Raw genomic sequence first — 13,438 nt, forward strand, 5'->3', positions numbered from 1 at the left:
CCACGTTAGGAGGGATACAGGTCAGTTCCTGTCCTAGACGGACGGGAGGCGCGGACCGTCCTCACGCCGGGAGCGCGGCCACCCCCCACGCCTGCGCGCACAGTGCCCGCTCGACCTCGCCGGTGTACAGCGCCGCCGCCAGCCACGCGCCCGCGAAACGCCCCGAGTCCGACGGCAGGAGCCGCCCGAACGCGTCACGGGCGCGGTCCGCCGCGGCGGCGTGCAGCGCGTCGAGGAGGTCACCCGCCGTGCCGAGCCCCACGCGGCGGAGCCGGGCCCCGTCGCCCGCCGCGCCGCCCGGGAAGGCCAGCACCCGGCGGCCCCCCGACACGGCCTGGTGGACCCGCCGGCGCAGCAGGTGCAGCGGTGCCTCGTCCACGTACGGGGCCGGGGCCGGGATCCCGGCCCCGTACGTCCGCGCGGGCAGATCCGCGTGCTGGAGCCGGTCCAGCCCCAGGTCCACCCGGGCGCCCGGGTCGCTCGGGTGCTCGGCGGCCAGCAGCAACGCGCGGGGAACCGGTCCGGGTGCCAGCCGGGCCACGACCCGCAGGGTGCCGCCCCCGGCCGCCGCCAGCAGACGCAGGTTCTCGCGGTACGGCAGGGCGGGCGCGTCGTGGGCCGCCGCCAGCCGCAGGGGCACGCCGGCGCAGTCGGCCAGCAGACAGTCGCCCGCCGCCTCCCGGACCGTGCCCCGGAGGGTCACCTCGAGGAACAGCAGGTCGTGACCGTCCCCGAGGGCCCGCGCCACCTGATCGGCGACGGGCACGGTCCACAGCCGGTCCAGTGGCTCGCCGCGCCATGCCGCGCCCGAGGCGCGCACCGCCCGCACCCCCGCGCCCGCGCCGAGTCGTCCTGTCGGCGAGACGGTCGCGCCCGACACGGCGAGGCCCGCGCGCGCCAGTTCACGGTGCGTCAGGGAGGTGTCGCCGATCCGGACGGCCCGGTCGGCGGCACCGGTCGCGCGGCCGGGGCCGCCGGGCGCCACGTCGGAGACCGTGTACAGGCGGCCGTCGGCATCGGCGGTCCAGGTGACCGCACCCGCGTAGCCGGTGGCCGTCAGGACCGGCTCGGAGAACAGTCCGTACAGGCGCAGGGAGCCGTCGGGGCGGTAGGGCTGCCGTGCCGTACCGCGCAGTTCGGCCAGGTCGGCACCGGTGGCGCGGGGAAGGCGGTGCGCCACGGCCAGGACGGCGCGGAGCGCGTCCGCGAGGTCGTCGAGACGGTGGGCCGGATCGCCGGAACGGGCCGCGCGCACCCGGGTGACCACGGAGACCGCGGCGGCCGAGGCGCGGGGGAGGCCCGCGAGGCGTGCGGTGTGCGCGGCGCGCAGCAGCTCCGACTGGAGCACGGCACCGGACCCGTCGGTGCCGGCCTCCAGGACGGCGGCCGCCGCCTCGAACACCGCACGGGCGGCGGTGAGTTCCTCCGGGTCGGCACACTCCGGTCCGGGCTCGGGTCCGGTGCCCTCCCGCGACTCCCGTGCCGCGTCCGCCGGTTCGCCGGCCGGGGCGGCCGACGGGACGTCCTCGGCGACCGGCGCCGCCGAGGCGGCGGCCGCGCGGTGCAGGCAGTCCGGTGCCAGCAGGCAGCCGCAGCGGATGGCGTCCGCATCGGTCACCGCCCCGCCCGGGGCGTGCAGTTCGAGGTCGGTGTCGTCGTCGACGGCGATCCGCACGACGTCGCCGTCGCGCGCCACCGGACGGGCCGCGAGCTTGGCCACCCCCGCGTCCAGCCGCTTGCGCAACCGCGGCGACAACGCCCCGACCAGCTCGGCGGTGACGGACGGGGCGACCGGGGGCAGCCCCGCGCCCGGGTGGTCCGAGGCGCCTGCCGGGCCCGGCGGACCGGAGGCCCCTGCCGGGCCGGGGCGACCCGATGGCCCGGCCGGGCCCGGGTGCTCCGTGGACAGGTCCCGAGTCATGCGATCTTCTCCCCTACCCAGCGGGCGAGTTCGAGTGGACTGAGGGCGGCCACGGGCATGCCCGCGGCGACGAGCTGACCGGCGACGCCCGTGGAGTAGCGGGGCCGGCCCGTGTCGTCGAGGCTCGCGCAGCCCAGGACGTGACAGCCCGCCCCGACCAGCGCGCGGACCTCGGCGAGCAGCCCGCCGAGCGGATGGCCCTCCTCGAAGTCGCTGACGACCACGACGAGGGTCCGCGAGGGGACGGTGACCAGCTCACGGGCGTGCCGCAGTCCCGCCGCGATGTGCGTGCCGCCGCCCACGCTGACCTCCAGCAGCAGCGACAGCGGGTCCTCGACGTGTCCCGTGAGATCGATGACCTCGGTGGAGAACGCCAGGAAGTGCGTGGACAGGGTCGGCACCCCGGCCAGCACCGACGCCGTGAGCGCGGCCCAGACCGTGGACGCCTCCATGGACCCGGACACGTCGGTGACCAGGATCAGCCGCCAGTCCGCGGACCGCCGCGCGCGGGCGCGGAACACGGGATGCTCGGGGATCACCCGGACCGTGCCGTCGGGGGCGCGGCGCGCGGTCGCCAGGTTGGCGCGCAGGGTGCGCGGCAGGTCGAGGCCACCGCCCGGGCGCCTGCTCGGGCGCGGCAGGGCCGTACCGTGCAGGGCCGGCCGCAGCCGGGTGGCCAGTTGCCGGGTCAGGGCCTCCACCAGCCGCCGGACCAGCGGACGCAGCACGGCCAGCCGCGCCTCGGGCAGACCGCCCGCGTGACTGAGCACGGTACGCAGCAGGTCGACCGAGGGGCGCACGCTGTCCGCGTCCAGCTCGGCGAGCACGTCCCTCCGTCCCGACACGGCGGCCGCCGCCAGCACCTCCTCCCGGATGCCCGGCCCGAACAGCATCGCCAGCTCCTGCGACCACTCCCGCACACCGGGATAGGGCGCCTCCCGGCCGCCGCCCGAGCCGCGCCCGGTCAGGTCGCCCCGGCTGCCCTCCCCGCGTCCGCTGCCGTACAGCTCGTCCAGCGCGGTCGCCAACGACGCCGCCGAGGAGGGGAGCCGTTCCCTCCCGCGGCCCAGGACGAGTCGCCAGCGGTCGCCGGGGGCGAGCACACCGCCCGCGGCCCGGGCCGCGGGGGCCCCGGCGAGGACGTCCGCCCGCGCCGCCGCGGGCGCGGGCAGCAGCCCCAGGGCCCGCAGGGTCTCGCGGCCGGCGAGGTCCGCCCGCGTCCAGGCGGCGAGCGCGGCCGGATCGACGCCGCCGGTGTCCGCGACGTGCGAGACGTCGAGGCGTTCCTCGACGGTCGCCAGCAGACGGTCACGGGCGGCGGGGCTGAGGGCGTCGAAGCCGCCGCGCAGCGCCGGGAGCCGGTCGAGGAACTCCCGGTCGGGCAGCTCCGACACCCGGTCGAGGAGGGGTTCCAGCGCGGGCGCCGCCGCCTCCAGGAGGGGACCGGCGGCGGTCAGCAGCCCGCCGAGCCGCGCGGTGAGCGCGGCCCGCGAGTCGGCGTCGACGGCCCCGTCGACCCAGGACGCCACCCGGTCCCCGAACACCCGCGGATCCTCCTGCCCGAGCAGCACGCGCACGGCCCCGGCGGCGCCGCGCATCAGGGGGGAGCCGTCGGCCGCCAGCCGGCCGAGGGCGTCGGCGAGCCTGATGCCGCCCGACAGGTCGGCGCGGTGGGCCAGTTCGAGCAGGGCGCGGGCGTCCGCCGGGTCCTCGGAACCGGTCAGGCCGTCCACCTGCCGCACCGCCGCCGACGTGAGCAGCTCGGCCACCCCGGCCGCCCGCGCCGTACGGTCCCCGGCGGCGCCGAGGCCGGGGACGTGTCCGGCCCGCAGCCGGTCCAGCAGGGCCAGCCCGGCGAGCAGCTCGGGCAGGGTGCCGGCGCCGGGGAGCACCTCGGCGAGGTCCTCGAGACGCTCGTCCGCGAGCCCGGACAGACCGCACTCGGCGGCCTGCGCCAGCCCGTCGAGAGCCTGCGCCGCCGTCGGCCCGCCCGCGTCCTCCTCGGTGCGCCGCCGCTCGCGCAGCACCCCTTCGGCCGCCTGGGCGGCGGTGACCCCGCGCACGCCGGCCGCGGTCAGCATGGCCGCCGTCGCGGGCGTCCAGCGCACCTCCCAGCGCGAGGTGAGCGCCTCGGCACCCCCCGTGCCGGCCACCTCCTTCGCCTCCCCGTACGGCACCCCGCACACCGCCAGCCGGCGCAGCAGCAGCTCACGGCGCCGGTCGAGATCGGAGCGCAGCGGGTCCAGCCGCAGGTCCCGCGCCGCACCGGGCACCCCGTCGGCCGGTCCCGGCAGGCCCAGCTCCGCCGCCTCGGCCTCCACCGCCGGGGCCAGACCGCAGCGCGGCGCGTCCGGCGCGGGCCGCCCGGTGCGGGTGCCGACCAGCACCCGCTCCATCGCCCGCGCCACGGCCCGCCCCCGCCCGTACGGCTCACCCTGCGTCAGCACCGTCTGCACGGCCTCCACCAGCTCACCCCGGCCCGCCGCGGGCAGCCCGCGCAGCCGGGACAGGTCGGAGGCGAGCCGGACGATCTCCCGCGCGTCGGCGGGCCCCGAGGGGTGGCCGAGGAGACGCAGCTCGGCACAGACGCGGACGGCCGCCCGCGTCAGCGCCTCCTCCAGTGCCTCGGGGACGCCCGCGGCCCGCAGGACCATGTCCTGCCACTCGGGGTCCCGGATGCCCGCCGGATAACCGGACCGTTCGTCCAGCAGGGCGTAGGTGTAGGGGATGAGGGACGTGGTCCACGCGGGACGGTCCACGCCTGCGGCCCGACCGGTCCCACCTGCGGCCTGACCGGCCTCACCCGTCTCGTCCGTCCGCTCCGCGTGCCGGCCCACCAGCGCCGGGGCGTGGAAGGCCCCGACCACCACGGCGGCCCGCTCCCCGTGTGCGGTGGCCCGCGCGATCCGCGCCCGCATCCACCGCTCCCGCCGCAGGTCCAGCTCGGGCACGCCGCCCGCCGCGGCCGCGTCCTCGCGCAGCGCCCAGCCGGTGAGCAGGGCCGCCCGGCGCAGGGCCTCCGGCGGCGAACCGGGCGCGGTGGCCTCGACGAGGCGGTCCCACAGGTCGTCCCCGGGACGGCCGCTCACCCCGGCCCGCAGCGCGGCGGCCAGCCCGGGACCGCCCGCGCCCGGAGCCGGGGCGGCGGCCCGGCCCGCGTCCCAGGCCCGGTCGGCCAGCGGCAGGTCGCAGGCGACCACCGGTACGCCCCGGCGGTTCGCCCAGCGCACGGCGGTCAGCTCGGGCGAGAAGTCCGCGAACGGATAGAACGCCGGCCCCGCGCCGCCGCTCCCGTCACCGGGGGCGGCGGCGAGCGCGACCGGAGCCCGCGTCTCCTCGTGCCCGAGCCACGGCAGCCACTCCTGCATCTCGGCCGGCAGCTCGACGAGCAGCACGTCCGGCTTCGCCGCGTCCAGCAGCGCGGGCACCGCCGCGGCCAGGGAGGGCGCGTGGTGCCGTACGCCCACGAGATAGGGCGCCGCCGGGTCGGTCAGGGCGGCGAGCGCCTCCTCGGGAGGCACGGAACCGGGGCGGGAACCCGACGGCACCCGTTCCGGACCGGAACCCGGCGTGTCCGGCCCGGGACCGGAACCCAGCGTGTCCGGCCCCGGGTGGGGGGAGAGGCGGGAGAAGGACACGGCCGTCAGCCCTCCAGAACCGTGCGCAGGTCCCACAGGGTGCGCCAGGTGGCGGAGCCCTGTTCCGCGCGGCGGCGGACGGGACCGTCCCAGTAGCCGCGCAGCCGGGCCGCGTCGGCGGGGTCGTCCTTGCGGACCACGCCCAGCAGGTGCCCCGGCAGCAGACCGAGCACGTCGCGGTCCCCCGGGAAGTACGCCGCCGCCAGAGCCAGGGCCCCCGCCACGGACACGGCCTCGGCGGTGCTCATCACGGTGGACGGCCGCTCCACCTCCCAGCCCTCAGCCGACCGGCCCTCGCGCAGATCCCGGAAGGCCGTCACCAGCGCCTCCAGCACCGCGTCGTCGACGTGGAACGGCGCCCCCGCACGCTCCACCGACGCACGCGCCTGGCCGCGCACGAGCGCCGTCTCCGCCTCCACGTCCGGGATGGGGCCGACCGTCTCGAAGTTGAAACGGCGCTTGAGGGCCGCCGACATCTCGGAGACGCCCTTGTCGCGCAGGTTGGCGGTGGCGATGAGGTTGAAGCCAGGCGCCGCGTGCGCCAACGCGTCCTCGGAGCCCGCCAGTTCGGGTACCGCGATGCGCCGTTCGGAGAGCAGCGACACGAGGGAGTCCTGCACCTCGGGCAGACAGCGGGTGACCTCCTCGACCCGCGCGATGCCGCCCCGGTGCATGGCGGTCAGCACCGGCGAGGGCACCAGCGCCTGCCGGCTCGGGCCCTGCGCCAGCAACAGGGCGTAGTTCCAGCCGTACTTGAGCTGGTCCTCCGTGGTGCCCGCCGTGCCCTGCACGACCAGACCGCTGGTGCCGCACACGGCGGCCGACAGCAGCTCCGACAGCATGGACTTCGCGGTGCCGGGCTCGCCGACGAGCAGCAGACCGCGCTCGCCCGCGAGGGTCACCACGCACCGCTCGACCAGGGCCCGGTCGCCCACGAACTTGCCCTCGATCACGAGCCGGCGCGGTACCCCGGCGTCCGTCCCGGCACCGTCGGGCAGCTTCAGGGCCCGTCCGTCGCTGCCCATGACGAACGTGACGACCGCCCGCGGGGTCAGCCGCCAGGCGGGCGGACGCGGCCCGTCGTCATAGGCGGCGAGGAAGGCCAGTTCGGTGGCGTGCTGGTCCTCGGGCGGGACGATCTGGCGGGCCGGGGCAGGGGAGAGGGCGGTGGTCATCGGCACGGTTTCTTCCGGGTACGGGGGGACGGCGGTCATCGGCGGCGGCCCTTGCGGGTGGCGCGGGTCGTGAGTTCCTCGTAGGCCGGGCCGTCACCGGCGCGGACGTGGTCCCACGCGCGCGCGAACAGTTCGGGCACGGGCACCAGCGGCATCGCCCGCGCGCGTTCGCGGACGGGGTAGAGCCGCTCCTTCCAGACCTCCACCGGCAGTGCGGGCGCCTTCGGCTCGCGCCAGCCGCACGGCAGGAAGAGGGTGCGCCCGGCGCGCGGCCGCTTGGCCTCCACGACCAGGTCGGTGGCCGCGAGTTCCGCACGGGCCTTCTTCGTCCGGGCGGGCTTCCAGCCGGTCCAGCGGACGCAGTTGCGGTCCGTGGGGTCGGGCAGCGCGAGCAGCTGGAGGTACAGCGCCGCCGCGTCCTCGCTCAGACCGTGCGCCCCGGCGACCTCCGCCACCAGCTCCGGCACCGTGGCGGTCGGGTCCTGGGCGTGCCCCACGGGCTCCCCGGGGCCGATGCCGACGGAGAGCGCACGGGCGAGGCCGTCGCCGAGGACGGTCCGCAGCGCACGCAGGCCGTCGCCGCGCCCCGGCCCGGCCAGCCCCTCGACGAGTCCGAACACGGCGTCGTCGGGCCCGGTCAGCCCGGCCGGCCGCACCAGGACCGCCTCCTGGTCCTGGTACCAGGGCCGCAGCACGAGCGCGTCGCCCAGCCGGGTCAGGCCGTCCGCGTCGCGGCCGCCGGTGGCGGGCAGACCGTAGGCCTTGCGCAGTGCGGGGGCGGTCATGCCCTTCTCCGCCCAGGTGACGTCGAGGTCGAGCAGCAGTCCCGGGTCGGTGAGGCGGCGGCGCACCGCGGCGAGCCCTTCGGGCAGGGCGGCGCGCAGCGGATGGCCGTAGGGCAGTGTGTAGGAGAGCCCGGCCAGGGCGGTCACGGCGCTCGACAGGTGGTGGCGGCCGGGCAGCGCCCACGCGTCGTCGGGGACGAGGTCGCCGTTCCTGCCGGGCCGCTGGACGGTGGTGCGGCTGATCCAGGGCGTGCGCGTCGGGTTGAGGACGTCCTCGGCCCCGCGGGCGGAGACCCCGGCGAGTTCGAGGTCGGCGGCGAGGTCCTCGGGGAGCCGGACGAACCCGTCGAACCGCTCCCGCCAGACCTCGCCCGCGGCCGCCGTGTCCGGGCCGGCGGTCCACAGGTCACCGGGGCTGTCGGGCAGCAGGGCGCCGACGAAGGCGGCCACGTCGCCGAGCCGGAAAGAAGCCAGCAGGCCGTCCCCGAACGTCTTCTGACGAGGCTTCAGGCCGATGGTCGCGAGCCGGTCCGTGGCCACCTGCACCGGCTTGCCCGCCAGCAGCAGCGCCGACTGCACGGGCCCGAGCCCGCCCCCCGTCCCGGCGGCGAGCGCCTCCGGCGCCTGCGGCTGCCAGGGCGCGGGGCCCTTGTCCCGGATCAGCCCGGTGACGGCGGCCAGGGCGTCGGCGGGGAACACCGGCGGGTGCGCGGTCTCCCGCTCCAGCACGAAGTGGGCGATCGCTCCGAACGACCCGGAGGGGTCGTGGTCCAGGGCCAGCCAGTGCACCCGGCCCTTCTCCCGGTCGACCTGCCGGCAGCCGAGCACGACGACCGTGCGGCCGTCGCGGCGCAGCACCTGGCCCAGACGCTCGTGCTTGTCCTGCGGCTCGCTCAGCACCACCTCCCGCAGAACGGCGCCGTCGGCCGCGGCCAGCCGTCCGTCCGCGATCACCTCGAACAGCACCAGGAGGGCCTCCCGGTGCGCGTCGGAGAGGAGGGGGGAGGCGGCACGGTAGGCCAGGGGCCGCAGCGCGTCGAGGAGGGACGGCCACAGCACCCCGATGCCGGGGACGGTGAACTCGTCGCTCCGCCACCCCTCGGCGGACCCCGCCGACCGGCAGCGCTCCGGCAGCGGCCTGCCGTCGGCGGGCCTGCCGGACAGCACGTGGTTGACGGCGCGGATCTGCCGCACGGCGCTCCACTGCTGCCCGCCGCCCCACCAGCCCTGATGGTCGGCGAGGCCGGCGGTGGCCTCCCGCAGCGTCTGGTCGTCGGCGTGCCGGGGACTGTAGTCGTCGAACATGCCCTCGACACGCCGTCGCTGCACCGGCTTCGGCTCCACCGGAGGAGCCACGAACGCGGCGGTCGACTCCGCGAGCCGCAGCACCGCGCGCACCAGCGCGGAGACCCCGATGAGCAGGCGCCGCTCGCTCAGACCGGGCAGGCAACGGGAGACCGCCTCACGCAGGACCTCGTCGGCGTTCGGCAGGGCGGGCGTGCCGCCGGCGGCGCCGCTCGACGCCGCGGACGTCCCCGTCGCGGCCGTCGCCGGTCCTTCGGTCCCGCCCGCCGAGGCGGCCCTGGCCGCCGCCACGCGCGCGGCGTGCTCGGCGAGCGCCGCCGCGCCGGTGCGCAGCACCGTGGCCGCCTGCTCGTCGTCCAGTGCCCGCAGGACCGCCGACGCGGCCTCGTCCCGGGGCCGCAGCGCGTGCCAGAAGTCGACCGGCGGGACCAGTCGCGTGCCGGCGGCGAACTCGCCGCCCCGCTCCAGCGGGGTCACCCGCCCCGACTCCCCGGAGGCGGAGGTGTCGTCCGAGGTGTGGAAGGCGATCTGCCGGTGCAGGGCGACGACGACGGGCTCGGCCCCGCCGGGAAGCCGCAGCGCGCCGACCGGTACGCCGCGCGCGACGCCGTCGCGGTCCTTCGGCAGGGAGACCGTGCGCCCGTCCGGCGTGCCGGCGGTGAGGCGGGCCCCGGCGCCCTCGCCCTCCTCGCGCACCCAGCGCCCGAGGACCGTGCCGTCCGTACCGAACGGGCTGTGCTCCAGACCCGGCTGGAGCGGCAGCACCACGCAGTGCTGCTGGAGGAGCGTGGCCTCGTCGCTGACGCCCGACCGCAGGAACGCGGGCAGCGAGGCACGCCCGTGGGTGCCGGTGGCCGGGTCGTACTCCAGCCACACCTGCTTGCGCCCCTGCCGGCCCTGACGCCAGTACGAGGTGCCGTCGCCGAGGATGCGGCGGCTCGGCGGCAGGACGGTGTCACCGGCGTGCAGCGTGCGGCCGCCGGTGGCCCGGCCGCCTCCCGGCAGCGGGATCGAGGGTTCGCCGGCGTCGTTGGCGCCGTACCAGTGGGGGACCCGCTCGCCGCTCAGGGGGAAGACGTCGGAGGGACGGGCCGACCAGTAGCCGAACTGCTTGCCGTCCTTGGGCCACGTGACCAGCAGCTCGCCGTCCGTGAAGCGGAACGACGGACGCTGCCAGCGGTCCAGGCCGTCGGGCAGCCGCAGGTCGTGCTCGAGGAGGACGCCCTCGGGGCCGACGACGATCACCTTGTGCCTGCGGGAGAGGATCAGCGCCGGCCAGGCCTCGTCGACGCGCAGGGTGTCGTCACGGTCGCGCCGGGTCTCGGCGTCGAGCCGCGTCAGCGCCTCCTCGAGGGCGGGCCAGACCAGTTCGTCCGGGATGCCGGCGCGCAGCGTGCGGCCGAGCAGCGGCGCGGCCTCGTGGGCGGCGACCTCGGCGACGGCGGCCGGGGCGACCCGGGCCGCGACCGTGCGGAACGGCCGCAGCCGCTCCAGCGCCGCGCGCGCGGCGGGCAGGCCGGCCGCGGCGGTCAGCTCCCCGGCCGCGTCCTGCAGCCACTCGCGCAGCACGTCGGCCAGGACGGGATGACCGGCCAGTCCCTCCATCAGCCGCGCGTCCGGCCGGTGGCCGCCGAGCGCGCCGACGGACAGGTACAGCAGCCGGCGGTGGCGCGGGTGGGCCGCGAGCGCCGTCAGGTCCCGCCGGTCCGGCGCCTTGTCCTGCAGCCACTGGTTCAGAGGAAGGAAGACCTGCCGGCCGGTGCCGGGGTCCGCCAGCGGCACGTCCTCCGCCAGGCACAGGTCGAGCAGGTCCAGGTCGGCGCCGGGGTGCCAGCGCCCGGTGAAGAGGTCGACGGGCCGGCCGCGCTCGCGCAGCCGCGGCGCCATCCGCCGGACGAGCGCCAGGGTGGCCGGCGACCGGTCGCAGGCCGAACTGCCGTGCTTACGGTGCAGCGACCAGCGGCTGAGCCAGTCCGCCGCGTCGACGTCGGACTCGGTCTCTCCGGTGAGCAGCAGGTCCGCTCCGCACTCGGTGAGCAGGTCCAGCCAGAACTCGTCGTCGCGCGTGGAGCGGCCCAAACCGGCCGGCATGATCTCCAGCAGCCGGGCCCGCACGGCGGGCTGCTGCCGGCCGAGGAGCACCAGCGTCGCCCGGTAGGTGTTCCAGAAGGACGCGGGCGCCCGGACCGCCGCCGGGGAGGCGATCAGGTCGGCGACCAGCGCGCACTCCTCGGTGTCCCGGTCCAGGCCCGCGGCCTTGATCAGCCCGCGCGCGTCCTGCGGGAGCGAGGCGTACGGCGGCATGCCGGCCGCGCAGCGCTCCACCGTCAGCTGCCGGAACTGGGCCCAGGCGTCGGCGGGGCTGAGGCGCGCCGCGAGGGCCTTGACGTGCTCCTTGAGCGCCTTCACGGTGAGCGCCCCGGCGAACGCGAACTCCAGGAACACGGCGCGCTGCCGTTCCTCGTCCACCGCCAGCGCGTGCACCCGCTCGGCCTCGCGGGCCTTGCCGAAGAACGCGGCGGCGTACGTGGTGTTCTCGTGCTGGAGGAAGACGCGGGCGGCCTGCTCGTAGAAGGTGGGCAGGAAGTGCGGCACGGCCCGGCCGAGCCGTTCGCCGAGCGCCTCGAAGCCCTCCTTGGCGGTGCCGGGGCGGGACTTGGCCTGCCGTGCGAGGCGCTCGACGTCCTTGACGAGGGCCAGCGCGTGGTGGCCGTTCGCCGGGTCGTTGACCAGCGCCCAGGCGGGGAAGCCGAGCGTCTCCCGGCGTATCTGCCCGACCTGCGGGGTCTCGGGCTCCCGGACCAGGCCGAGGAAGTCCAGCGCCAGGTCCTCCGCCTCGCCGAGCGTGCCCGGCACCAGCCGCACGATCCTGCGCCCGTCCAGGGCGGGATGCGTGTACGTGCGCACGGTGAGGACGTCGGCGTCCTCCCGGCCGGTCGTGCCCGGCGGCAGGATCGCGCCGGCGTCGAGCAGTGCCGCGGAAGCCGTCTCGTCGTACGTGGTCATGCCGCCTGCTCCTCGTCCTCGATGTTCCGCCCGGCGTACAGCGAGGCCGCCATGCGCATGCCTTCCGACCAGGCCACCGGCCCCACCTGACCGAGCCTCAGCGTCCGGCCGGCGGGATCGGTGAAGGTGAGGGGGCCGGTCTCGGTCTCCTCGTAGCCCTCGTAGTCGCCGATCCACACCCGGGCCTCGACGCCCCGGCCGTCCTCCAGGACGGAGCAGACGGCGTTGCCGCCGCGCACGCGGTAACCGAGCTGGGCGGCCCTGCCGTGCAGGAAACGCAGTTCCTTGAAGGCGCCGCCGGCGTACTCCTCGACGGAGGTGCTCTCCGCGTCGAGCGTGGCGGGCCGGTGCCAGACCTCGCGGAACAGCTGCTGGGCGCGCTGCTCGACACCGAGTTCGACGGCGAACTCCCTGAGGTCCTCCAGGTCTTCGAGGAGCACCGGGTGCGGCAGGCGGACGAGGCCGGGAGTGATGCGGACGGTGTCGCCGTCGAGGTCGACGAGGCCGAGGCCGCGCTCGGGGTCGGCGTCCCGCAGGAATCCGGCCACCTCGCCGTCCTCCCCGGTGACGACGAGGTCGCGCAGGGCGGCCTGCCACGCCGGGTCGGGCCACACTCGCGCGAGGACGGCGAACGGCACCGGCAGCGAGCGCACCATCCAGCGCTCCACGTCGGTCAGGCACCGCTGTTCGTGCCGTTCCAGCCATTCGACGAGCTGACGCAGGCCCACCACGGCCGGATCGTCGGCGATCTTGGGCGGAACGGACTTCAACCGTCGCCCCGCCGCGTTGCGGCACACCACCTTGCCGTCATCGAGGGCGACTTCATAGCCGCCGGCCGACACCCACCCCATGCGTGCCTCCCGCACCCGCAGTGATCAAGTGACGGGAACTCTAGATCAAGCCACTGACAACGGGTCCGTGACGAGGGGCCGGCGTTCGGGCGGCCGTTTTCCCGGCACCTTCGTCGTGAGCGCCACCGTCACTGTCACCGCCGTCGTGAGCGCCACCGTCGCTGTCACCGCCGTCGCGATCGTCACCGTCGCTGTCGCCGTCGTCGCGAGCGGCGTCGCGCCGCGCGGCCCGCGGGCCGGCCGCGGGCCGCGCGCCGACGGGGAGCCACGGGGTCGGCAAGGGCCGGTGGGAGCCCGAGGAGGGCCCGAGGAGAGCCCGAGGGGGAGGAGGTCAGCCCTCGACCCAGCCGTTGTCCTTCGCGAACCGGGCCAGCGCGGAGCGCACCTGGAGGATCTGCTCGGCGGTCAGCGAGGGCGCCGCCGCCAGCAGGGTCTCGGTGACGTCGCGGGTGAACTCCTCCGTGCTGAGCACGTCGCACAGGACGTCGTCGTCGGCCGCGAGCGGCTTGCCGTCCGCCCCGCGCGCGAGCCGTACCCCGGAGGCCTTCGGGCCGCGCTCGCCGTCCTCGATCTCGAACTCGACGACGATGCCGCGGCGGACCTGCGACTCGGGCATCAGCATGTCGTTGACGTGCAGGAAGACGTCCTCCCCGCCGTCGTCGGGCGCGATGAACCCGTAACCCCGCTGGCTGTCGAAGCGCACCACACGACCAGCAACCATCCCAACCCCCAGCGACCTCGCACACCCACATCGGTG

The 13,438-nt window shown here is 76.9% G+C and carries 6 protein-coding genes; all 6 read right to left on the reverse strand.

Going from position 1 to position 13,438, the window contains the following annotated elements; translation table 11 throughout:
* Window positions 1–61: 61 nt before the first annotated feature.
* The 6 genes from ACF09K_RS12495 to ACF09K_RS12520 all read right to left on the reverse strand — a co-directional run bounded on the left by ACF09K_RS12495 (window position 62) and on the right by ACF09K_RS12520 (window position 13,402).
* Window positions 62–1,921: a hypothetical protein gene (locus ACF09K_RS12495; RefSeq protein ID WP_392242860.1), complete on the reverse strand. Its 1,860-nt coding sequence runs from the start codon at window positions 1,919–1,921 to the stop codon at window positions 62–64.
* Complete coding sequence (locus ACF09K_RS12500; protein ID WP_392243189.1) at window positions 1,918–5,469, reverse strand: DUF5682 family protein; 3,552 nt, start codon at window positions 5,467–5,469, stop codon at window positions 1,918–1,920. The genes ACF09K_RS12495 and ACF09K_RS12500 overlap by 4 nt, the downstream gene beginning before the upstream one ends.
* 95 nt (window positions 5,470–5,564) lie before the next feature.
* Window positions 5,565–6,734 (reverse strand): AAA family ATPase, encoded by a 1,170-nt coding sequence (locus ACF09K_RS12505; protein ID WP_392242862.1) that lies wholly within the window; start codon window positions 6,732–6,734, stop codon window positions 5,565–5,567.
* Between the two features lie 35 nt (window positions 6,735–6,769).
* A complete protein-coding gene (locus tag ACF09K_RS12510; protein WP_392242864.1) occupies window positions 6,770–11,830 on the reverse strand; it encodes a hypothetical protein in 5,061 nt (1,686 codons plus the stop codon).
* Window positions 11,827–12,681: a DUF4132 domain-containing protein gene (locus ACF09K_RS12515; RefSeq protein WP_392242866.1), complete on the reverse strand. Its 855-nt coding sequence runs from the start codon at window positions 12,679–12,681 to the stop codon at window positions 11,827–11,829. Before ACF09K_RS12515 ends, ACF09K_RS12510 begins: the two co-directional genes overlap by 4 nt.
* Window positions 12,682–13,012: 331 nt before the next feature.
* A complete protein-coding gene (locus ACF09K_RS12520) occupies window positions 13,013–13,402 on the reverse strand; it encodes a cold-shock protein (protein WP_392242868.1) in 390 nt (129 codons plus the stop codon).
* Between the last annotated feature and the right edge of the window lie 36 nt (window positions 13,403–13,438).

The sequence above is a fragment of the Streptomyces sp. NPDC014882 genome (assembly GCF_043081325.1).
In the GTDB taxonomy this organism is placed as follows: domain Bacteria; phylum Actinomycetota; class Actinomycetes; order Streptomycetales; family Streptomycetaceae; genus Streptomyces.